The sequence below is a fragment of the Eubacterium sp. ER2 genome (assembly GCF_000765215.1).
Classification (GTDB): domain Bacteria; phylum Bacillota; class Clostridia; order Lachnospirales; family Lachnospiraceae; genus Claveliimonas; species Claveliimonas intestinigallinarum.
In genome coordinates this window covers 1-24,125 of the sequence record NZ_JPJE01000025.1, presented here as the reverse complement: position 1 = coordinate 24,125, position 24,125 = coordinate 1, and the positions used below count along the sequence as shown (strand labels likewise).

18 protein-coding genes are annotated in these 24,125 nt (G+C 48.4%); 1 reads left to right on the top strand and 17 read right to left on the bottom strand.

Annotation, left to right across the window (positions count from 1 at the left end):
• The 5 genes from NI21_RS0109480 to NI21_RS0109460 form a co-directional block, all read right to left on the bottom strand.
• A complete protein-coding gene (locus NI21_RS0109480) occupies positions 1–840 on the bottom strand; it encodes a transketolase (protein ID WP_033126001.1) in 840 nt (279 codons plus the stop codon).
• A 31-nt stretch (positions 841–871) separates the two neighbouring features.
• On the bottom strand, positions 872–1,852 hold the full coding sequence (locus tag NI21_RS0109475; RefSeq protein WP_033126000.1) for an ABC transporter permease: 981 nt from the start codon (positions 1,850–1,852) through the stop codon (positions 872–874).
• Complete coding sequence (locus tag NI21_RS0109470; protein ID WP_033125999.1) at positions 1,836–3,344, bottom strand: sugar ABC transporter ATP-binding protein; 1,509 nt, start codon at positions 3,342–3,344, stop codon at positions 1,836–1,838. The genes NI21_RS0109475 and NI21_RS0109470 overlap by 17 nt, the downstream gene beginning before the upstream one ends.
• Positions 3,345–3,560: 216 nt before the next feature.
• Positions 3,561–4,562 (bottom strand): substrate-binding domain-containing protein, encoded by a 1,002-nt coding sequence (locus NI21_RS0109465; RefSeq protein WP_033125998.1) that lies wholly within the window; start codon positions 4,560–4,562, stop codon positions 3,561–3,563.
• A 126-nt stretch (positions 4,563–4,688) separates the two neighbouring features.
• Positions 4,689–5,921 (bottom strand): ROK family transcriptional regulator, encoded by a 1,233-nt coding sequence (locus tag NI21_RS0109460; protein WP_033125997.1) that lies wholly within the window; start codon positions 5,919–5,921, stop codon positions 4,689–4,691.
• Between the two features lie 458 nt (positions 5,922–6,379).
• Here NI21_RS0109460 and NI21_RS0109455 point away from each other — a divergent pair, with 458 nt between their 5' ends.
• Positions 6,380–7,165 (top strand): Cof-type HAD-IIB family hydrolase, encoded by a 786-nt coding sequence (locus NI21_RS0109455; protein WP_033125996.1) that lies wholly within the window; start codon positions 6,380–6,382, stop codon positions 7,163–7,165.
• A gap of 69 nt (positions 7,166–7,234) precedes the next feature.
• Here NI21_RS0109455 and NI21_RS0109450 read toward each other — a convergent pair whose 3' ends face one another.
• The 12 genes from NI21_RS0109450 to NI21_RS0109395 form a co-directional block, all read right to left on the bottom strand.
• Positions 7,235–8,842: a xylulokinase gene (locus NI21_RS0109450; protein ID WP_033125995.1), complete on the bottom strand. Its 1,608-nt coding sequence runs from the start codon at positions 8,840–8,842 to the stop codon at positions 7,235–7,237.
• 101 nt (positions 8,843–8,943) lie between these two features.
• Positions 8,944–9,648 carry an L-ribulose-5-phosphate 4-epimerase gene (locus NI21_RS0109445; RefSeq protein WP_033126032.1) on the bottom strand — a complete coding sequence of 235 codons (705 nt, stop codon included), beginning with the start codon at positions 9,646–9,648 and terminating at the stop codon, positions 8,944–8,946.
• 23 nt (positions 9,649–9,671) lie between these two features.
• Positions 9,672–11,168: an L-arabinose isomerase gene (gene araA / locus NI21_RS0109440; RefSeq protein WP_033125994.1), complete on the bottom strand. Its 1,497-nt coding sequence runs from the start codon at positions 11,166–11,168 to the stop codon at positions 9,672–9,674.
• A gap of 172 nt (positions 11,169–11,340) precedes the next feature.
• A complete protein-coding gene (locus tag NI21_RS0109435) occupies positions 11,341–12,372 on the bottom strand; it encodes a sugar ABC transporter permease YjfF (RefSeq protein ID WP_242842836.1) in 1,032 nt (343 codons plus the stop codon).
• Positions 12,372–13,442, bottom strand: coding sequence for an ABC transporter permease (locus NI21_RS0109430; RefSeq protein ID WP_033125993.1), 1,071 nt, complete (start codon positions 13,440–13,442; stop codon positions 12,372–12,374). The genes NI21_RS0109435 and NI21_RS0109430 overlap by 1 nt, the downstream gene beginning before the upstream one ends.
• Positions 13,435–14,946, bottom strand: a complete 1,512-nt coding sequence (locus NI21_RS0109425) for a sugar ABC transporter ATP-binding protein (RefSeq protein ID WP_033125992.1) — start codon at positions 14,944–14,946, stop codon at positions 13,435–13,437. The genes NI21_RS0109430 and NI21_RS0109425 overlap by 8 nt, the downstream gene beginning before the upstream one ends.
• Positions 14,947–15,097: 151 nt before the next feature.
• Complete coding sequence (locus tag NI21_RS0109420; RefSeq protein ID WP_033125991.1) at positions 15,098–16,189, bottom strand: ABC transporter substrate-binding protein; 1,092 nt, start codon at positions 16,187–16,189, stop codon at positions 15,098–15,100.
• Positions 16,190–16,347: 158 nt separating this feature from the next.
• On the bottom strand, positions 16,348–17,841 hold the full coding sequence (locus tag NI21_RS0109415) for a sensor histidine kinase (RefSeq protein ID WP_033125990.1): 1,494 nt from the start codon (positions 17,839–17,841) through the stop codon (positions 16,348–16,350).
• A 1-nt stretch (position 17,842) separates the two neighbouring features.
• Entirely contained in the window at positions 17,843–19,456 is a 1,614-nt protein-coding gene (locus NI21_RS0109410) for a response regulator (RefSeq protein WP_033125989.1), read from the bottom strand.
• Positions 19,453–20,979, bottom strand: coding sequence for an alpha-N-arabinofuranosidase (locus tag NI21_RS0109405; protein WP_033126030.1), 1,527 nt, complete (start codon positions 20,977–20,979; stop codon positions 19,453–19,455). Before NI21_RS0109405 ends, NI21_RS0109410 begins: the two co-directional genes overlap by 4 nt.
• Positions 20,980–21,022: 43 nt before the next feature.
• Positions 21,023–22,279, bottom strand: coding sequence for a uracil permease (gene uraA, locus NI21_RS0109400; protein WP_033125988.1), 1,257 nt, complete (start codon positions 22,277–22,279; stop codon positions 21,023–21,025).
• A gap of 76 nt (positions 22,280–22,355) precedes the next feature.
• Entirely contained in the window at positions 22,356–24,026 is a 1,671-nt protein-coding gene (locus NI21_RS0109395) for an acyl-CoA dehydratase activase (protein WP_033125987.1), read from the bottom strand.
• Between the last annotated feature and the right edge of the window lie 99 nt (positions 24,027–24,125).

Sequence of the window (24,125 nt, the reverse complement as noted above, 5' to 3'; positions counted from 1 at the left end):
TCAGTCCTCCAATTCCGCAATTTTGGCATCTAATTCAGCAAAAGCTGTCTCAAACTCAGATTCTGTTGGTTTTCCGCCATGAAAACGAACCTGATTTTCAAAAACAGATACCCCTTTCCCTTTAACAGTATCCGCAATAATTACCGTGGGCTTTCCTTTCCAAACTTGCGCAAGAGCAATTGCGTCATGTATCTGTTCTATTTCATTTCCATCTATTTCCAGCACATTCCATCCGAATGCTTTAAATTTGTCTCCGATCGGATACGGCGACATAACTTCTTCCAGACTTCCATCTAACTGCAACTTATTATTATCTACAAATGCGATTAAGTGATCTGTCTTAAAATATCCTGCTGCCATAGCAGCTTCCCATATTTGCCCTTCTTGAATCTCTCCATCACCCATTATGCAGTATGTATAATACCCCATTTCACGATTTTTCCCATACATTGCCATTCCTAAAGCCACTGATAATCCCTGTCCCAGGGAGCCTGCTGACATGTCCACTCCCGGCACATGAATCTCCACATGCCCGGACAGATCACTATCGATTGTCCTAAATGTTTTCAAATGCTCTATTGGGAAAAATCCTCGCAAGGAAAGAGTCGCATACATTGCAGGCGAGCAATGCCCTTTCGACAAAACCAGTCTATCTCTATCTTTCCTATCTGGATGTTCCGGATCTATCCGCATTCTGTCAAAATAAAGAACTGCCAAGATCTCTGCTATAGAAAATGATCCTCCGATATGGCCTGAACCAGCATTTTTAATCGTTTCAAGCGCAGTTTTCCTTATTATATATGCCTGTCTCTGTAATTTTGTTTTTGTTTTACTGTCCATGCTCACTGGCCTCCCAAATATTTTTTATTTCTTACCCTGCTGCATTTTGCCTTTTCATCTTTACCATGTCAAAATAAACAGCCGCAATAATAATGACTCCTTTAAAAACATACTGCCAATATGAATTGACGTTCATCAAATTCAATCCGTTAGATATAACTCCGATTATAAGTACACCTATAATCAAGCCACCTACAGATCCTGTACCTCCAAAAAAGGATGTTCCTCCAAGTACTGCTGCCGCAATAGCATCTGTCTCATACCCTTCTCCTGTAGAAGGTTGTCCAGACGACATACGTGCGGCCATAACCACTCCACAAAATCCTGCTATAGCTCCACTAATTGTCCATACAAGTATTTTTATTTTTTTGACATTAATGCCTGAAAATCTCGCAGATATCTCGTTACCTCCAACAGCATAAATATGACGCCCTGTCCTTAATTTATTGAGGAGTATATAATCTAAAAAGAGAAAAATCGCCATATAAATAACAGGATAAGGAATCGGTCCAAGCATTCCTGTCCCCAGAGTCCCGAAATCCTGATTTGTTGTCGTCACCGGCGATCCGTTTGCAAACAGATATGCTGCACCACGGCAAATAGACTGCATAGCCAAAGTAACAACAAAGGGATGGATGCCTGTATACGTGATAACCAGTCCATTGATCATGCCAACTACAATTCCCACAATAATTCCCATGGCAATTCCCATATAGATAGGCAATCCGAAATTTTCAAATGTCATAACACAAAGGACTCCACTCAAGGCTGCTAACGCTCCACCTGTTAAATCAATACCTGCCAGTATAATCGCCATCTGGACTCCAATGGCAAGATAACAGTTAGCTGCACATGTGCGCAGCAAGTTTACCATATTAGTCTGTGTCAGGAAATTGTTTCCAAAAATCGAAAAGAAAATACACATTGCCAGAAAAGCAATTAAAATCCCCCAATTCTGCTTAAAATATTGACTGATCGGGCGGATTACTATATTATTAGATATTTTTTTCATTATTCGTCACCCCCATAGCATATTTCAATATTAATTCCTGAGAAAAATCTTCATGACTTAATTCACCCGTAATGTAACTCTCGCTCATCACTATTACTCTGTCACTCATGTTCATTACTTCAGGCATTTCCGAAGATATTAAAATAATCGCAAGGCCTTCTTTTGCCAAATTATTAATAATGGTATAGATTTCCGCTTTTGCTCCTACATCAATCCCCCTCGTAGGTTCATCCAGTATCAGGACTTTAGGATTAGTTGCCAGCCATTTAGCAAGCAGCACCTTCTGTTGATTTCCACCGGACAATGTAAGACAATTTACATTAGGAGAAGGTGCCTTAATCTGAAGAGAGTTTATCCCTTCATCTACAATCTCAGCTTCTTTCTTTAAGTCCACTCTTAAATGTTTCATAAAACGATCAAGAACAGGGAGCGAAATATTAAATGTTATTGACTGTTTCAGTAAAAGGCCCTCTGTCTTTCTGCTCTCGGGAACAAGTGCAACTCCTTTTTTTTGCATAAACAGCGGATTGGGATGTTTCACCAGCTCCCCATTCAAATATACCTCTCCAGATTTCATAGGATCTAACCCCATGACTGCCTTCATGAGTTCTGATCTTCCTGCTCCTACAAGACCGTAAAATCCTAAAATTTCTCCGCTTCGAACTGAGAAACTACAGTCAGTCACCCTATTACCAGCACATATATGTTTTGCCTCCAGGATGATCTTCCCCGGCTTGTTAAATGTTCTTGTGTAATAATTACCCAGATCACGTCCAACCATTAAAGAAATCAATTTGCTTTCTGAACATTCCGAAGCCTGAAGTTCTCCCATAAATTCTCCATCCCTCATAATAGTCACAGCATCACATAACTGAAAAACTTCTGCCATTTTGTGAGTAATAAAAATAATCCCCAGTCCCTGCTGTTTCAAATCTTTTATGGTTTTAAACAAAACATCTACTTCCTTCTCCGATAGAGAAGATGTCGGTTCATCCAATATCAGGATCTTAGCATTTAGCGAAAAAGATTTCGCTATTTCCACCATTTGCTGTTGTCCAATAGAAAGTTTCCCTACAAATTCATTAGGATCAACATTCAATCCCACCCTTTCAAGAAACGGTTTAGCGGCCTCTGCCATTTTATCCTTACTTACTAATCCTAATCTTCCTTTTTTCTCTCTACCAAGAAAAATGTTTTCAGCAATCGTGAGATATGGCTCCAACGCTAATTCCTGATGGATAAATGCTACTCCCAAGTTTTGAGACTCTTTCACGGAGTGTATGGATACTTTCTCTCCATCAATATAGATTTCTCCTGAATCTGCGGGAAATACTCCTCCCAATATATTCATGAGTGTAGATTTTCCGGCACCATTTTCCCCCATAAAACCCATAACTTCTCCCGCATGTACTGTAATCGCAGCATTATTTAATGCCTTAACCCCAGGAAAGGTCTTCACTATTTTTTCCATGCGTAAAAGCTCTTTTACCATCGTGCCACTCCTTTCTTTGTCTATCTTAAAAAAAGACGCATGAAACCAGACCCGGCCACCGCCAGGCTTTTATGCAAACTATTTTCACACACTGAATTATTTGATGCTCTGTCTAAAAGGAGAGCCATCCCTTCAAAAAAACGTTCTTATTTTGAACAAAGATTGCTCTCCTTCTCAACAGGCTAATAGACTTTAGATTTTCTCAGCTTGATAAAATCACTGCCAATCCGAAATATCAAACTCCGCAATATTATCAGCGGTAATAAATTCTACAGGTACCACAATCTCGTGCTCTACATCCTCACCACTAAGATAATCAATTGCCGCCTGCATTGCGTCAGCTCCTACTACAGATGGCTGCTGCGCAGCTGAACCTGTCGCAGATCCATCTTTTACATACCCCATAAAGTCAGGATTACCATCCACCCCATAAATCAAAATATCATCACGGCCAGCAGCAGCACATGCCTGAACACACCCCAGTGCTGCCATATCATTAATACAGAAAAATCCAGCCAATTCCGCATCTCCTGTTATGGCATCTTCGGCCACCGACAAACTCCTTGCTGTATCTCCAGATGTGTCAGTTGTACCAATTACCTCAAAGTAATCTCCAATAGTATCGAGGAAGCCCTGCTCTCTCTGAACGCATGCACTCCCTGAAGGCTGATTTAAAATATAAATTTTGGATCCCTCGTCCAGTTTAGACATCATATCCTCAGCACACTGTACGCCTGCTTCATAGTTATCAGATGCTATAACTGAAACAACCAGATCATCCCTATCTACTTTCGTATCTACATTTATAACTGGAATATTGGCATCTGCACATGCTTGAAGTGCTTCCGTACATGCCGTAGTATCCATTGGTGCCATAATAATTGCATCAACATCCTGATTGATCAAATCATAAATATAATTATTCATTGTTGCCTGATCACTATCAGAATCCACTGTCACAAGCTGTGAATCTGCATCCATTCCCAGCTCCTGCATTTTATCTTCAATTCCACCCATCATAGCTGTCCAAAAAGGATTGTTCATCGTAGTAGGTACATACGCAATAGTAAGATCCCCTACATCGATTTCTCCGCTTTCGCTAGCAGCCGCATTGTCAGTGTCATTGTCTTTGCTTGAAGAACCACAGCCCGCAAGACTTAATGTCATTGCAAATGACAATGTAGTAGCAAGCATGATCTTCCATACCCTGTTTTTCATAGTTACATATCCTCCTTGATTTTAATTATATATTTTCTGTCCTTTCCGATTTAAATCGTATCAGGACATAAATATCATGTTTATTAATAATAAACTTTGTTTATGCGTCTGCTATCCTAATTGATGTTATTCAACTGTTCTTTTTATACATTCAAGTATTTTGTTTTCCTTAAACAGTTTTTCTACAACCTGGTAATATCCTCCCAGCAATGTCGTATCCTCTTCCATCACCGAACACCTAATTGATACACTAGAAAGAATCGATGGATGAACAAATCGCTCTACCGATTCCTGTACTTTTCTAAGGAACTCTGGAGAATTGGGATAATCTTTTCCAAGGATAATACAATCTGGATTGATAATATAAATCAGATTTGCTATCCCATATCCTAGCATCCATGCCATTTTCTCAACAGCATATACAGCCAATGGATCTTTTTTTTCATACTCTTTTTCAATCTCTTTATATGTGCTCTGTTCTGTCAAATTACTATAAGGGAATTCATATAATCTTTCTTTCATATACCGTACCGCACTTTCAGTCCCTGCACAGTATTCATAAGTACTATCCCAGCTGCCATTCATTTGCTTCTTCCCATTATAATTAATTCCCATATGGCCTATTTCTCCGGCAATACCTAGTTTTCCCTGCACAATCTCTCCCTTGATTACGATGCCACATCCTATTCCAAATCCTATAGACTCTAAGGCTATGAGACTGGCATTTTCCTCCGCTTGTCTTTCTCTAGCATTCCGCCATTCTGCATAAGCCGCCAATTTTGCATCATGTTCTGAAAAAACGGGGATTCTAAGCACTTCTTCAAGTTCCTTATGCATATTAACAAAACTTAACTGTTCAAAATCTGATACAAGCATCAAGTCATTGCTTATATCCCCACTTTTCCGTATGTACGGTCCCGGAAGTCCTAAACTCACCCCTATGATTTTCTTCTTATCAAATTTTTCTAGCAACTCTGCCAAACTTGTCTTTAGGGACGCTACAATCTCATATATACTGTTTTCAGCACTGATCTTAACTTGTATTCGATCTAATGTTTTCCCTTGAAGTGAATAAACCTTAATACGGTAATTCTTACGATTAATTCTGATAGAAATAATATATATTTTTTCTAACCGCAAGCATAATTGTTCTCCGCGCCTTCCCGCGGCGGAATCGCCTTCATTTTCAACAATTCCAATTTCGCAAAAATCATTAATAATGTTTGTAATCGTAGCTTTCTGCAATCCCACCTTGGAAGCCAGCTCCGATCTCGTCATGCTCTTATTTTCTAATAATGTTTTAAGAACTAATGAACGATTTGCTTTTTGCATCTCTGTACTATTCATTCCCCGATTCATAATGTCCTCCATTCAGAATAGTTTTGTTCATTTAATTAACCAGACAACAGCAAATCGTATTTTTGTGTTTATTGATTTAGCTCTTTATAGTGTAACATTATCATTTTCTCTTTGTAATGTCAATATTTTTTGTGCATTTCGAGTATTATTTTTTAATATAAGTTTATTCAATAAACATTTTTTCAAAAATACGCTTTGCTCACACCTCCTTTCTTCATAGGTAAAAGCGGTATAAACGAGAAAAAAGGCCAAGAACTATCACCAGCTCCAGCCTTTCTCATCCCGCCTTATTTTCTATTATGCTATGTATTTTACCACATTATTCTACTAATTGTCATGTATTATGCCTTATCTTTCACCTCTTAATACTTCTAATTTCTTTACATATTTAGGCGTTGGCACTATAATAAACAGGATATTGTTATGAATGAACAACTAAAAGATGAGGAGTACCGTATATGATAAAATTGATCGCCAGCGACCTGGATGGGACGCTGCTCCAGAACGGAGCCCAGGAACTGGACCCCATTATATTTGACCAGATCCGCACACTGAAGGAAAATGGTATCCACTTTGCAGCGGCCAGTGGACGCCAGTATCCAAATCTGCGGAGACTGTTTGCCCCCGTGCAGGACGATATTTCCTATATAGCCGAAAACGGCTCTCTCTGCGTGCATGACGGGAAAGTGCTTTCCAGAGGGCTGATCCCACGGGATTTGGGCAACCGCATCGTTGATGCCATCCACCAATGCAGCGGATGCGAATGTATCATTTCGGGGGAAAAAGTGTGCTACAGCGACTCTGTAAACGAAGAGTTCAGATACCATATGCTGCATGTCATGAAAAATGACATGAAATTTGTGGACAGTATTGACGAGATTCAGGAACCTTACCTGAAGATAGCAGTCTGCAATTTCAACGGCACAAAAGACTGTCTGGCCTATTTTCAGAAATTGTTTTCCAGCGAGATCAAAGTCGTCACCTCAGGCAACATATGGGTAGACTTCATTGCCCCTGACGCCAACAAAGGGACTGCCCTTCACACCCTTCTGGATTATCTGCACATCCTTCCGGAAGAATGTGTTGCCTTTGGCGACCAGTACAATGATGTAGAAATGCTGCAGCTTGCAGGGATCAGTTATGCCATGTCAAGCGCAGCTCCCGGCATCTCCTTCTACTCCACCTATGTCACAGATTCCGTTTCCGATGTGCTTGACGATATAATCTCCTCCACCAGCATTTAACTCTCATAAAAGACCGGGCAGAACTTTTGTCTGCCCGGTCTTTCTATAATCCGTCCATTATCCTTTCACTTATACCAGTTTCCTGACAGCCTCCTGCTCAACGGAAAGCCCTGCCTTAAATCTTTCGATAAAGGCCTCGAAGCCATCCACATCACCGGCGTCAGGATCCATCTTTACGCCTTCCTCTCCGCCGAACACTCTGCTGTCCAGATAGGACTCCAACGCCTCTCCTTCCTCTTTGCGCAGAGCATAAGAAGCCAGAAGCGCGATCCCCCATGCGCCGCCCTCGCCGGCAGTCTCCATGACAGAGACAGGTGCCTGCATAGCTGCGGCCATGATCCGCTGTCCCACTCCGGGAGTCTTGAACAGACCTCCGTGTCCAAGTATCTTGTCAATCTGGATCTTCTCCTCTTTCACCAGGATATCCATGCCGATCTTCAGCGTTCCGAGGGCCGCATAGAGATGAGTTCGCATAAAGTTCGCCAGGTTGAAACAGCTGTCCGGCGTGCGCACAAACAGGGGTCTTCCCTCATCTACGGGGACAATACTCTCTCCTGAATAAAATCCGTAGGACAGAAGTCCTCCGCAGTCCGCATCACCCTCGAGAGCCTTGTTATACAGTGCGGAGAATATCTCATCCATATCAGCCTTTACTCCCATGGCCTCCCCGTATTCTCTAAAGAGGGACACCCATGCATTCAGATCCGAAGTACAGTTGTTGGCGTGGGCCATAGCCACAAGACTTCCGGTAGGTGTTGTCACCATATCGATTTCCCTGTGTACTTTGGAGAGCTCTTTTTCCAGAACGATCATGGCGAATACAGAAGTTCCGGCTGACACATTTCCCGTGCGCACTGCCACACTGTTAGTTGCAGCCATTCCGGTTCCCGCGTCGCCCTCGGGCGGGCATACGACAGCTCCCGCCTGCAGCACTCCTGATGGATCCAGAAGGGCGGCCCCCTCCTCCGTCATCGTCCCTGCATCTTCTCCTGCCAGCAGCACTTCCGGCATGATCTGGCGCAGTTTCCATGGATAGCCTCTCTCTGCCACAAGCTGGTCAAACTGGCCGATCATCCGCTCATCAAAGTCTTTCGTCCGGATATCGATGGGGAACATGCCCGAAGCGTCGCCTATGCCCAGCACCTTCCTGCCTGTCATGCGCCAGTGTATATAGCCGGCCAGAGTCGTAAAGTAAGCCACGTCTTTTACGTGCTCCTCTTTGTTCAGGATTGCCTGATATAAGTGGGCGATACTCCACCTTTCCGGGATATTATACTGAAACAGCTCTGTCAGTTCTTCCGCCGCCTGGCCTGTGATCGTATTTCTCCATGTCCGGAAGGGAACAAGGAGTCTGTCCTCCTTGTCAAAAGCCATGTATCCGTGCATCATGGCGCTGAAACCAATAGCCGCGATCTTTTTGACCTCTGTCCCGTAGGTCTCCTTTACATTCTTCACCATATCCTGATAGCTCCCCTGGAGTCCCTGCCAGATATCATCCAGGGTATAAGTCCAGATATGGCCGTCCAGCCTGTTCTCCCATGCATAGCTTCCGGAAGCGACAGGGATATGATCTTTATCGATCATGACTGTCTTGATCCTGGTAGATCCAAGCTCAATGCCGACAACAGCCTGCCCTTCCTCTATCATCTGTTTTACCTTTTCTGTGTTTGCGTTCATCTTCTCCTCCTTTTGCTGCTATGTCCGTTCTTCCTTCTGAGGACCGCCTCCTCTATATTGCCGGTGATGACATACAGGATACTTTCCTCATCAGGGTACACTTAATCTTCAGCCTTCTGGCCGTAGTACGCGTTTGCCCCGTGTTTCCGATAGTAGTGTTTGTCCTGCAGCGCCGGCGGAGCCGGCTCATTTCCAGGATTGATCATCTCGCACCGGGCCGCCATCTTGGCCACCTCTTCCAGCACCACCGCATTGTGTACCGCCTCATGAGCATCCTTCCCCCATGTAAACGGTCCGTGATTCTTGCAGAGTACCGCAGGAACAGCATTGTAATCCTTCTGCCGGATCTCAAATTCGTCTGCGATGAGAACGCCTGTATTTTTCTCATAGGCCTCCTCAATCTCCTCCTTCGTCAGATTGCGCACGCAGGGAACTTCCCCGTAGATGTAATCCGCATGGGTGGTACCATAACAGGGAATATCGCGCCCTGCCTGGGCCCAGCTTGTGGCCCATGGTGAGTGGGTGTGTACAATCCCTCCGATGTCCTTAAAACGGTTGTACAGAACTACATGGGTAGGCGTGTCAGAAGAGGGATTGTATCTTCCCTCTACCTTATTTCCCTCCAGATCCACGACTACCATATCATTCGGTGTCAGCTTGTCGTAGTCCACGCCGCTCGGCTTGATAACAAAGAGACCTTTTTCACGGTCAATGCCGCTCACATTTCCCCATGTAAATGTCACCAAATTGTACTTCGGGAGCAGCATATTTGCCTCATACACTTCTTTTTTCAGCTCTTCCAACATCTTTTTCTCCACCTTCCTCGTTTTTACTTTCTGTATACCAGCGCATTCCATTTCAACTCATTCTGGAACTGACGGATCGTTGTATCCTTGTCAATATACACCGCTTCTATTCCCATGCAGGCTGCCCAGTCGCCCATCTGCTCCGCAGTCAGATCGTAGGAGAAGGCCGTGTGGTGGGCTCCTCCTGCAAGGATCCAGGCCTCAGCTCCGGTCTGCAGGTTCGGCTCCGGTGTCCAGAACGCCGTCGCCACCGGGAGTTTAGGCATGGGCTTCTCCGTCTTTTTACAGTTTACGTCATTGATGATCAGACGGAAACGATCCCCCAGATCAATCAGCGATGTAGCGATGGCAGGTCCTGTCTTGGACGTAAATACAAGTCGGGCAGGATCCTCCCTGTCTCCCATAGAGAGGGGCTGACACTTGATAGCTATGGAGCCGTCCGCGATCGTAGGACACACTTCCAGCATATGCGCTTCCAGGATCCCCTCTTTCCCGGGGACAAGGTTGTAAGTGTAGTCCTCCATAAAGGAAGTGCCTTTGGCATCCGTCATCCCCTGGGTCATGATCTTCATAACGCGGACCATAGCCGCTGTCTTCCAGTCGCCCTCAGCGCCAAAACCGTAACCTTTCTCCATCAGGCGCTGGATGGCCAGTCCCGGAAGCTGCTTCAGGGATCCCAGATCTCCAAAATGTGTCACGATAGCCTGGTAATTTTTTTCCTGGAGAAATCGCTCAAATCCGATCTCAATGCCCGCCTGCACTGCTACATGCTCACGGAATTCTTTCTCATCCCTTCCCTCCAGGAGTATATCATATTTATCGTAATATTCTTCCACTAATGTGTCAATATCCCCTTTTGGCACTTCCTCAACAGCCTCTGCGATCTCATTGACGGGATAGGTATCCACTTCCCAGCCAAACCGGATCTGGGCTTCCACCTTATCTCCTTCTGTCACAGCTACGTTGCGCATATTATCCGCAATGCGCATGACACGCACGTGGCTGCTCTCGATCACGCCGACAGCGGTCTGCATCCAGGAGCCGATCCTTTTCTGGACCGCCTCATCTTCCCAGTATCCCATGACCACTTTGCGCTCCATCCCAAGCCGGGTGAAAATATGTCCGTATTCCCTGTCTCCGTGGGCTGCCTGGTTTTCATTCATAAAATCCATGTCAATAGTGTCATAGGGGATTTCCCGGTTAAACTGAGTGTGGAAGTGGAGCAGCGGTTTCCTGAATTCCTGGAGTCCCAGTATCCAGGATTTTGCAGGAGAGAAGGTGTGCATCCAGGTGATCACTCCCGCACAGGTGTCGTCCATGTTGGCTTCGTTGAACGTCTTCCGGATCAGCTCATTGGTGATGAGTGTCGGTTTCCACACAAGTTCGTAAGGGAGATTGCCCGATGCGTTCAGCACCTCCACCATTTTCCGGGAATGCTCAGCTACATGAGCCAGGCATTCATCTCCGTATAAATCCTGGGATCCCGTACAAAACCAAAATTTATACTGTTTCTGTTCCATAACAAATCCTCCTTTTTGCTGTATTTATGTTTATAACTATGCCGCATATTTCTCCGGCTGTATCTGCAACTTATTTTTGTTTTCTTTACAGGAAATTTTCGTTGTCTGTAAAAATATTGCAGCTACAGGTTATCCCATAGCCGCAACATTTAAAATCCATATGATATCCTGCCTATTTTTTCTTTTTGATATTTCCAAGGACCGCCTGCAGGATGATGAAGAAGCACAGCAGTGCAGAGAGCACGATGCGGACCCACCAGCTTGACAGTGTTCCCTGTGTCGTGATCAGGGACTGGATCGTACCCTTGATCAGCACTCCGAACAGTGTTCCGAAGGGCACGCCCACACCTCCGCTGAGCAGTGTACCTCCGATAACGGCCGAGGAAATGGCATCCATCTCAAGACCTTTCGCCTGCTCCACGAAGCCGGCACAGCTGTTCAGGCAGAACAGAAAGCCGCCAAGACCTGCCAGAAAACCGTCCAGGATATAGGCTTTGAACTTCGTCTTCTTTACATTCAGTCCCATCATCAGAGCGCTCTGGGAATTTCCTCCAATGGCGTATACGGAGCGTCCAAACTTGGAATACTTCATCACAAGGATGATGATGATCAGTACGAGGATTGCGATCACGACCGTCGGATAGATATAGGCCGGAATAAATTTTCCCCGTTTACTGTGGGATCCAATAGGAAGGTTGATCTTAAAGTTTGCCCAGGCCAGGAACAGCTCGTTCTTGATGGAGATCATTTCCGTGCTGATCACAGCAGTCATGCCGCGCCCAAAGAACATACCGGCCAGAGTGACGATAAATGGCTGGATCTCCAGATAGGACACAAGAAATCCCTGGATCACGCCGTAGGCAAGTCCAATAGCAAGCGCCGAAACCACTGCCACATAGGCACTCATGCCCATATTTTCCATCTCATACGCGGAAACCATGCAGACAAGAGCTGTCACAGATCCCACGGAAATGTCGATTCCTCCTGTGATCATGACAATGGTCTGTCCGAGGGCGATGACAAGAAGGCCCGCATTGGACACGAAAAGATTAAAAAACATCTGCGGTTTCGCAAAACCTTTATCCGAGAACACCACCATACCGGCCGCATACATGACAACAAAAAGCGCTATCGTGATGATAAGAAGGAAGCCAGTTGCACTGATCTTCTTTTTAGGCATAGCATTGATTTTCTTCTTTCCCATTACTGGTTACCTCCTTCCGCAGCAGGCGCTGCCGCCTGTCTTTTTGCTTTTCTGGTGGCAAGGAGCTTCTGGAATACAGGGCTCTGAAGAACGACAATGATGACAACGACGATAGCTTTGTACACCGGAAGCTGGTCGGAAGACACGTTCATTCCGTAAAGTACGGTTGTCAGCGCCTGGATCGTATAGGCCCCGATCACAGATCCCATCAGGCTGAACTTACCGCCGCCAAGGACATTGCCGCCGAGGGCAACTGCCAGGATGGCGTCCATCTCCAGGTTCAGTCCGATATTGTTTGCATCCGCCGAATAGATACGGCTGGAGGCCACAAAACCGGCAACACCTGCCAGGATGCCGCAAATGACATATGTCAGAAATTTGATCATAGTGGAGTTAAGTCCCACCAGTCTGGATGCCGTTCCATTGATTCCGACGCTCTCGATATAAAGTCCCAGAGCCGTCTTCTTCAGGATCAGATAAGTGATGATGACTACGACCACCGCTATGATCACCGGCGTGGGAATGGGAAATTTCCCGATATAACTTCCAAAGATCTGGTAAGAGTCCACGCGGATGTATGTGATCTGTCCGTTTGTGATAAGCTGCGCAATACCGCGTCCTGCTGTGTACAGGATCAGGGTGGCGACCATGGGCTGAATGTTCAGCTTCGCTACCAGGAAACCGTTAAAGGCGCCGCACAGAGCAGATGCTGCGATAGCCGCAAGGAATGCCAGGATGATGGGGGCGGCAAGTGAATTAACGGAGACCTCCCCTCCGGAGAGGATCTGGCAGCACACAGCCGCGGCCACCGCCATAACGGCTCCCACACTGATGTCCTGTCCACCGGAAGCAGCTGTGACAAGGGTCATGCCCACAGCCAGGATCACCAGCTCAGATGCCCTGTTGATCACGTCCACCGGATACCCGTAGGGCACTCCGTTCTGGAAAGTTATGCTCAAAAAGCCGGGTATGGTGATCGTCGCCACGATGATGATGACCAGCAGGCAAACGATCGGCATGAACAGCCGCATGGATGTCAGTTTTTTCAGTCCGGATTTCTGATTACTCATCTTCTCCACCTCCTGCAATCGCTTTCATAATGCCTTCCTGTGACAGCTCGTCACCGGAGAGCTCTCCCACCTTTTTCCCGTCGCGCAGGATCGCCATACGCGAACATGTGCGGAGCATCTCCTCTACCTCGGAAGAGATAAATGTCACTGCCATGCCCTGATCGGCAAGATCAAGCACCAGTTTCTGGATCTCTGTCTTTGTACCGATATCAATACCTCTCGTAGGCTCATCCAGGATCAGATAGTCCGGATCCGTCAGAAGCCAGCGCCCGATGATCACCTTCTGCTGGTTACCGCCTGAAAGGCTCTTGATAGGAGTCTCGCGGCTTGCCGTCTTGATCTGGAGCATATCGATATATTTGTCAGCTGCCTCCTCCATCTCTTTTCGGCTCATGGGGCGGAACATGCCTCTCTTGGCCTGAAGGGCGATGATGATGTTCTCCCTCACGGACAGGTCCGCGATGATACCGTCCTTCTTTCTGTCCTCCGGCAAATAGGCCATGCCAAGCTTCATGGCATCTATAGGGGCTTTTATCTTAACCTCTTTTCCCTTAACTTTCAGTGTACCGCTGTCCGCCTTGTCAGCGCCGTAGATCGTGCGCACCAGCTCGGAACGCCCGGATCCCAGCAGACCGGAAAGGCCTACAACCTCGCCTTTGTTGACTGTAAAGTCAAACGGCTTGATCGTTCCCTGATGTCCCAGTCCTTTCGCCTCCACTACGGGCACAAACTCCTTGAGTCCCTCATGTGCGCTCTTGATATCCGCAAGATCATCAAAATCCTTGCCCATCATCTTTGCCACGAGCTGAACTCTCGGAAGTTCTTTCACTTTATACTCTCCCACCAGTTCACCGTTCCGCAGCACAGTGATACGGTCGCACACCTCGTACACCTGCTCCAGGAAATGGGTAACAAAAATGATTCCCACCCCCTGGTCCTTCAGCCGGTTCATGAGTGTAAACAGCTTTGCCACCTCATCATCGTCCAGAGAAGATGTTGGCTCGTCGAGGATCAGGACCTTACACTGCATATCCACTGCACGGGCAATGGCGATCATCTGCTGTCTGGCCAGAGATACATCTTCCAGCTTGTCTGTCGCGTTGGCATCGATCTTCAGATCCCGGAGCAGCTCTGCGGACTTCCTGTTCATAGTCTTCCAGTCGATAAAGCCTGCCTTTCTCGGTTCCCTGCCGATGAAAAGGTTCTCTGCCACCGTCAGATTCGGGCAAAGATTGACTTCCTGGTACACAGTGCTGATCCCGTTTTTCTGCGCATCCTGAGGGGACTTATTAACGATTTTCTGTCCGTCCATAGTGATCTCACCTGTCTGGAGCTCATATACGCCCGTCAGGACTTTTATGAGTGTGGATTTGCCCGCTCCATTTTCACCCATAAGGGCATGGATCTCACCTTTGCGCAGTGTGAAATCAACATGCTGCAGTGCTTTTACGCCAGGAAATGTCTTGGATATATCCCTCATACTTAATACAACATTTTCTTCCATATAGCTCTCACCTGCTTTCTCTTATTCCACCTTACTCGATCTGTTTCCATTTTTTCATGAAGAAAGCGTAGCAGCATACCCGGAGTACCCCGTTTATTCCACTACGCCCCTTCTTTTTAGAATACAGCGCTATACCCGCTGCCTTTCTTTTTTAGTATGCACGTCCGTCGATGATTTCCTGTGTGATCACTGTAACTGCATAGTCGCCTTCCTCGTCCAGGCTGTTTGTAGCTGTAACGCTTGCTACTGTGTCGTCGTATGCGAAGATTTCCTCATCAACATAGTTCAGCTTCTCAACTTCCTCTCCTGCCTCAAGAGCTTTGATCAGCTCCTCTGCGCGAGGTCCGTGAAGCGGATTGCACTCAACGTCGCAGACGATCTTGCCTTCCAGAGTATCGGTAAGGCCTGCATTTGTTGTATCGAAGGAGAGTACAAGGATCTCACCGTTTGCGATATCAGTTCCGACTGTCTTGCCTGCTGCCTCGATAGCGTCGATTGCGCCGAATGCCTCGTTGTCATTCTCGCAGTATACTACGTTGATGTTGTCGTACTGTTTCAGCATGGACTCCATAACTTCCTGTCCCTTGGCCTGTGTGAACTCGCCGCACTGCTGAGCTACAAGGTTCCATCCATACTTCTCAACGCCTTCCTCAAGGCCCTGTGTACGTCCGATCTGAGCTGTGGATCCCATTGTTCCCTGGATGTGAGCAATGTTCAGTTCGCTTGCATCCCATCCCTTTGCTGTAGCGTAAGCGTTCAGCCACTCAGCTGCCTTGCGTCCCTCCAGCAGGGAGTCTGTTCCGATCCATGTTGTGTACAGATCGTCATTGGATACATCTACCATACGGTCAACGATAATGACCGGGATATCTGCATCGTATGCTTCCTGGAGAACTGTGTCCCATCCGGACTCTGTAACAGGTGCCAGAAGTATGTAGTCAACTTCCTGCTGGATGAAGTTACGGATGGCTGTGATCTGGTTCTCCTGCTTCTGCTGTGCATCGTCGAAGATCAGCTCATAACCGTTCTCCTCTGTAAATGTCTCCTGCATGGACTCTGTGTTGGCAGTACGCCAGTCAGACTCAGCACCTACCTGGGAGAAGCCGACTGTGATCACATCACCGCTGCCGCTGTCCTCGCCACTGTCTGAGGATGACCCTCCGTCACTGCTGCTTCCGCATCCTGCAACCATAGCCGCTGTCATGGCAACGCACAGAAGAATGCTCACTACACGCTTTTTCATACTTTTGTTCCTCCTTTTTTCTCGCGGGGTTTTGTCCGTCCCCTTAATTTGTATGTATATCATATCAGTAAAAAAGAAAGAAGAATACAGAATATCCTCCTTACTTTGTATTTTTTCTTATGAAATTATGAACTTTGTATGAACAATTGTATGTTTTTTTACGATTTTTGTTCAGATTTTTTTGCCGGTATGATCACCACCGCCTCTGTGCCCTTATTTTCTTCACTCTCAAAGAAAATACCGTACTCTTCCCCGTAGTACCGGTGGATCCTCTGATTCACATTTCCCAGACCGAAACTTTGTTTTCCGCCATCCTCGCAGCCGGCGATATATCTGCGCAGCTGCGCCAGCTCCCGTTCCGTCATTCCCTTTCCATTGTCTATGACCTTCAAAAGGATCTTGTTTCCTTCCATCTTCCCTCTGATCAGGATCGTTCCGCCGCCCCTCTTCTTCTTGATGCCGTGATAGAGGGCATTCTCCACAAGAGGCTGCAGCGTCAGCTTAGGCACAATATAATCCAGTATCTCCTCATCCATCTCTATCCGGTAATCCATGATATCCTGGTACCGGAACTGCTGGATCTGCAGATAGCTCTCCACGTGCCTCTTCTCCTCTTCCAGTGTGATATAGTCCTTCCCCTTGCTCAGCGTAGTCCGGAAAAACTCAGAAAGGTAGCTGGTCATCTTGACCACCTCCTCGTCTCTTCCGGCCTCTGCCAGCCACACGATGGTGTCCAGCGTGTTATAAAGGAAATGGGGATTGATCTGGGCCTGAAGCAGCTTGGACTCCATGATCCTTATGTTTTCCTGCTCCTCCTTGATCCGCTCCACCAGGCGCCCGATCTCCACGGTCATATCGTTGAAATTGTCCGCCAGCATCGCTATCTCGTCCCTGCTTTCCACATCGCTTCTGACCGTAAAATCACCCTTAGCCACAAGTTTTGATGCCTCGCACAGCTTTCTTACCGGCTGCACGACCCCCCTCTGTGTAACGTTGGAGATAACCGTGGTGAGGACAGCTACCACTGCCACGATCAGGATACTGCTCCGAAGCGTCTGATTGGTATTTCTCATCATCTCTTCTTTTATAGCAGTAAAGCTGGCATTCTCGTCATTGATATAATTCTGGATGTTCTCCTGGATCAGATCGGTCAGGTTCCTGACGTCGTCCAGCAGCTCCTCATTTTCATCATAATGGCCGCCCGCTCTCATATTATCCTCAATTTCCTCTATGATCTTTTCCAGAGAATTCAGCGTGTTGTCTATCCTCCTGGGAAGATACTGATTACTGTTCACCGTGGCAATATCCGACATCTCTGCGCACGCTGCCCGCATCTCCTCTATATAATCATAGGGATAGACAAGTTCCACTCCCCCCACAGAATAGATGCCCTCTCTCAGCTCACTGATGGGTTTATCCCAGATGATCGCATAATAGATACTGTAATCCATCCGCTCCTTGAACTCTGTCACATATCTGCTGGCATAATTCACGCTGGTCGCCACCTGGTCAAATGCCCGTACGGTAGCATACTGAGTGTACAGAAGAAATCCGATGAGCGCAGTCAGCGGCAGAAAACAGGACAGAGCGATCAGAAAGATCCTGGAACGCAGAGAGAAGCCTCCTACCTTTTTTTTCTTACCTTCGGCCATCCTACAGTTCTCCTTTTCTTGCCCGGTATTCTTTTGGCGAGCATCCCTGTGTCTTTTTGAAAATAAAACTGAAATAGTGGGAGTCCTTGTAACCCACGTCAAAACCTATCTCCGACGTCTTTTTATTGGAACACATGAGCAGCTCTTTCGCCTTATCCATCCGTATATCTGTCAGATACTCCACAAATGTTCTTCCTGTCTCCTGACTGAATATGGAACTGAAGTAACTGGAACTCATGCCCACACTTGACGCCACGCTGCCTAGGGAGATCTCATCTGACATGTAATGGCTGCGCATGTAGCTCTCCGCGGCTTCGATAATATCTTTGTACCTGTTTCCCGATGTCTCGTCCCTGAGCTTCAGTATGCCGCTGATCAGCTTGTCGATGTAAGAGAGCATCTCTTCGACAGAATGTATATGGCCGGAAGCCTCCCTGACGTCTCCGCACTCGCTCTCAAGGTCTTCCTCTTTGATCCCGATCTCCTGTCCGAAGGAGGCAACGCTGATATAAATATCCATCATGACATACTGTCTCATCATCATGGACCGGACATTCTCCCCCAGGATCTCCTCAAAGTATGTCCGCACAAAACTCTCCGCCTCCTCCAGGGTCCCATTGCGGAGGAACTTGCCGATCAGCTTTCTGTTCTCCTGCATGGAGCCCAGCCCTTTCACTTCCGGTTCGTCGCTGTTCCTCCCGTGAAGCTCCTCCCATGTAAGGATCTGATTCGTCTCAGACACAAATCTCCCGGCAAAGGCTCTCTCCGCCTCACGGAAGGAAGCCCTCAGTTCTCTGAGTCTGGACACGCCGGTGCCAATCCCTCCGAAGTACTCTACTTCAGGGAAGCTCTCCAGAGCATTATCCAGCTCCGTCTTGCACTTTTCCACCAATTCTCCCAATGCCTGCTCATCCTCGGCCATAAGAAGAAAGGCCAGCCCCTTTACATCTCTCTGAAAACAGTATACTCCTTTCAGCTTCTCCATGCAGGATCTGACTTCCATGTAGGCGGACACGAGCTGTTCCTGCAATTCCGGGACACCGTAATTGACCAGCTTGAAAAGTATAAAATCATACATACCGGCGCTCAGGTCCATTCCCAGCTTCCTTCCCTCATCCAGTATATTGGTCATGGACATGTTCTCCGTCAGTATCTTTGTAAGGAATTTCTGTTTCTCATATACGATATTTCCCTGGAGATCTTCTTCGTATTTATTCAGGAGTTCTCTTTCTTCTCTCTCCTTTTCTATCTTTACCGCCACTTCTCCCACTGCCTTCAGGAGCTCCCCCGAGGAAATCGGCTTCAGCAGATAGTTGGTGATGCCGATCTCAATCCCCTTCTTAGCAAACTCAAAATCGTTGTATCCGCTGAGGACAATGATCTTGATATCCGGGAGTTCTTTTTTTACCGCTGCGCTGAGTTCCAGCCCATCCATAAAGGGCATCTTGATGTCTGTCAGCAGGATATCCGGCTTTTCCTTAAGGATAAGAGGGTAGGCAAGCTCCCCGTCCCCGGCCTCTCCCACAAATTCATAGCCTTCTTTTTTCCAGTCTATACTGTTCTTGATACCATCACGGATGATCACTTCATCTTCAACCAGAAATATTTTTATCATATCGTGTTCTTTCCTCCCAGCCGTATCACATTCCAGGATGCTCTGTGCAGCACACTGGTCATGATGCCCCCGTCCAGAGAAGACCGCTGTACTTTTTGGGGACATACCCTCTCGCTCCCCGGCCCGTTGCACAGTTTCATATCACTGTTCTCAAGTACAATGTGCTCTGTCAGGTGATAGCCCTCCAGCCCCCGCACGTCTGCGACCAGCTCCACATCTTCCTCTATGTTGCGGTTTACCGCAAAAATGGTCACCTCATCCTTTTCCTCATTGTAGACAGCAACGCTCTCCACATCCGTCACATTTTCATGCTGTGCCGTGTCGTGCACTCCGGTGCTGATGACAGGCTGCAGCACAATGCCGCGGCCATATCGGGAAGCGTGCATAAAGGGGTAAAAGATGGTCTGCTTCCACGCCGGTCCTCCGCCCTTCTCTGTCATGATCGGAGCGATCACATTGACAAGCTGCGCCAGGCAGGCCATCTTTACCCTGTCCGCATGTTTCAGCAGAGTGATCAGCATCAGCCCCACAAGAAGGGCGTCCTCAAATGTGTAGATATCCTCCAGCAGGGAGGGCGCTGTCTGCCATGGCCTGTTCTCTGTGATGTCCATCTGCTCTTCCTTTGAGTGGAACCATACATTCCATTCGTCAAAACTCAGGTTGATATTTTTCCTTCCCCTCTTCTTTGCCTTCACATAATCGCATGTAGCAATGACTGTACGGATAAACTCGTCCATATCATCAGATTTTGCCAGAAAGTCTGCCGTGTCGCCGGCTTCATTTCCATAATACTGGTGGAGAGACACGTAGTCCACATAATCGTATGTTCGCTCCAGAGTAACGGCCTCCCACTCAGGAAATGTGTCCATCTCCCGGGAAGAGCTTCCGCAGGAGACGAGCTCAATACCGGGATCGATCAGCTTCATAGCCTTGGCTGTCTCCTCCGCCAGGCGGGCGTACTCGCCCATAGTCTTATGACCCACCTGCCAGTCCCCGTCCATCTCATTGCCAAGGCACCACACCTTGATATTGTGGGGTTCCTTCACTCCGTGGGCAATGCGCAGATCACTGTACTTTGTCCCGCCCGGATGGTTGCAGTACTCCAGAAGATTGCAGGCGTCGGCAATTCCCCTGGTTCCCAGGTTGACTGCCATCATGACATCAGAATTCACCTTCTTCGCCCATTTCGCGAACTCGTTAATGCCCACTTCATTGGGCTCCAGGCTGCGCCATGCCAGTTCCAGACGGCTGGGCCTTTGTTCCACAGGCCCCACACTGTCCTCCCAGACAAAACTGGAGACAAAATTTCCTCCCGGATAGCGGATAATGGGGACATCCAGTTCCCGCACCAGGTCAATGACATCCCTGCGGAAACCGTCGTCATCAGACAGCGGACTGCCTGGCTGATACAGACCGTCGTAGACCGCTCTGCCCAAATGTTCCACAAAGGAGCCGTAGATCCGCTTGTCCACTTCTCCGATCCTAAAATCCTTGTCGATCACCATTTTTGTCTGTTTTGCCATATCGCAGAAACCTCCTTTATCTGTCATTACACTGTTTTCCTGTCTACTCCTGGTCATTGGTCAGCTTCAGCCGGTCCAGGATGTAGAACACAAGGCTTAAAGCCATGCCGGTGATGCAGGCCAGCACCATGCCGGTGAGCTGAATATTGCCGATATTTACCGCAATGCCGGAAAAGCCTGTGACAAAGACCACGCTGGTCAGGGTCAGGTTCCTGGAGCGTCCATAATCCACTCTGGAGTCCACCAGGATGCGGATGCCGGATGCCCCGATCATGCCGTACAGAAGGAAGGAAATTCCCCCTATAACAGGCCCCGGTATGGTCTGGATCAGCATGGACAGCTTGCCCACAAAAGAGCAGATGATGGACAGCACGGCAGCTCCCGCGATGACCCGCACGCTGTACACTTTGGTCACTGCCATGACGCCGATGTTCTCCCCGTAGGTGGTGGTGGGCACAGAGCCGATCAGGCCGGAGATCATAGTGGACAGATTATCTCCCAAAAGGGAGCGGTGGAGTCCCGGATCCCTGAGCAGATCCCTGCCCACGATCTTGCTGGTAACCACCTGGTGCCCGATGTGCTCCGACGTGATGACAAGGAGTACCGGCAGGATGGTGACGATGGCCTCCACGCTGAACCTGGGCAGCATGAAATGGGGCAGAGCAAAGACAGAGGCCTCAGACACAGCCGTAAAGTCCACAATGCCGCACAGGATGGCCGCCACGTACCCGGCGATCACCGCGATCAGAATGGGGATCACAGACAGAAACCCTCTGAACAGGATATTCCCAAAGACAGCTACGCCCAGGGTAACCGCAAAGACAATGATATTTTTCGGATCGATCTGCTCGTCCAGAAGGCCTGCGTTGCTGGCGGCGGAGCTTGACAGCTCCAGTCCGATGAGGGCTACCACCGGACCCATGGCGGCCGGCGGCAGCACGATGTCAATCCAGTCACAGCCGAACTTGTAGATGATAAAGGCCAGGATACAGCCGCAAAATCCCACTGCCACAAAGCCTCCCAGGGCGTACTCGTAACCCATCTGGTCAATGATAATGCCGCCGGGAGCCAGAAAGGCAAAGCTGGAGCCCAGATAGGCCGGCGCCTTCCCCTTTGTGATGGCAATAAATAAAAGGGTACCCACTCCGTTCATGAACAGCACAATGGCCGGGCTGATGCCAAACATGAAGGGCACCAGCACAGAGGCGCCGAACATGGCGAACATGTGCTGGATGCTTAAGGGTACCAGTAATTTAAGGGGGACCTTGTCCTCCACCTGTATGATCTTTCTTCCTTCCATTCCTTTTCCTCCTCATTGTTCCAAGATGTGGTTATTATACCATTCTATCCCTCAGAGGAAAAGGGGAACCTCCCGCTTACGCCTGCATTTTGTCCAGGGCGTAGAGGGCCGCCCCGGCAGCGCCCACGATCTCCGGCTCCGGGCAGATGTAAAGCCTGGACTGGATCTTCTCCTCCACCGCCCGGACCACGCCCGGGTTCTTGGCCACGCCGCCAGTCATCATGAAGGTCTCCTCCATGCCCACCCGCTTCAGGAGGGAGTAGGCCTTGCCGGCGATGGCGCGGCAGACGCCGTTCGCGATGTCCGCCTTCTCCTTGTTGTTGGCGATGAGGGAGATGACCTCTGACTCGGCAAACACAGAGCACATGCTGGTGATCTCGATGTCCTCCGTGGACCGGAGGGCCTCAGGTCCCAGCTCGTCCACATCGATCTCCAGTGTGCGGGCGATCATCTCCAGGAAACGCCCGGTGCCGGCAGCGCACTTGTCGTTCATGACAAAGTCCGTCACCTCCCCGGCCTCGTTCAAATGGATGGCCTTGCTGTCCTGGCCGCCGATGTCCAGGATAGTGCGCACGCTGGGGTTGAAATAGTGGGCGCCCCGGCCGTGACAGCTGATCTCGGTCACATTCTCATCAGCGAAATCAATGCTGACCCGGCCGTATCCCGTGGACACGATCCAGGAGATGTCCTCCCTTTTAAGCCCTGCCTTCTCCAGGATCTCGCCCAAAATCCTCTGGGCGCTCTCGCCTGACTTGGCGCCTGTGCGCACCACCGATGACGCCACAATGTTTCTCTCCCCGTCCATGATCACCGCGTTGGTGGACGTGGAACCGCTGTCTATTCCCATTACATACATGTCTTTCTTCTCTCCTTTGGGGGCCGGACGCCTCTTTTCCTTTCCGGAATCCAGCGACTCCAGAAAAGCCTCGATCCTTGTCAGCACCTGGCCGTAGCTCTGTTTTGTATAGTCTGTCTCAAGCTGGAGCATGGGCGCGTCCAGCACCTTTTTCAGCCAGGCGTACTCGTAGGAGTAATTGTCACAGAACTGGACTGTATGGTAGATGATGCCGTCCACGCTCCGGGCATATTTCTCGATCAGCTCATCCCTTCCCGCTGCCGCCTCCATGCGCATGCAGGGGAACTGGCTTAAAAGCCCTCTCGTGTAGCCGGTCATCACCTGGTCCGGCTCCAGGAGGTATTTTCTCCGAAGTCCTGTGCAGGTGATATCAAAGGCCACGTTCGCCCCCTTCTCCTCCAGGATACGGGCGATATTTTCATTGGCCCTGGCCCCCACGATACCGATATTGAGCGCATGCTCTTTCAGAGAGATGGCCTGCTCTTTCTGTCTGGTCTTTAAAAGCTCCGCCAGCTTCTCCTCCTCAAAATGTTTCCCCGAAAATGCCTCGTACGCCCGGACCATCTTCCATATCCGCTTCTCATAGAGCGTGACCCCGGCGTCCTTTGTGATCCTGGGGGTGTCCAGGATGTAGATAAATTTGTCCGGCAGCTCCTCTGTCAGCACATCGTAGAGCCTGCGGATGCTGTCGCAGCAGGTGGTCAGGATGACGCCCTCGTAGTCCCCCGCCAGCACATCCTCCAGCACGCCCTTGGCGAAGCTGCATATATTGGGGTGCATCTTCATGTCCGCCTGGGTGAAATTCGTCACCTCCGGCTCGATCCGCTTCATCTCCACGCCCATAGACCGGAACACCTCTATAGGCGCGTATTTACAGATATATCCTAACATGCCTCTCTTCCTCCCTATATTGTCAAGTGATTTTCCTTTAAAATAAAGGTTTTTCAAGTTACTATCTCAGATGAATGAGCCATGGAGATGGGCATTTCT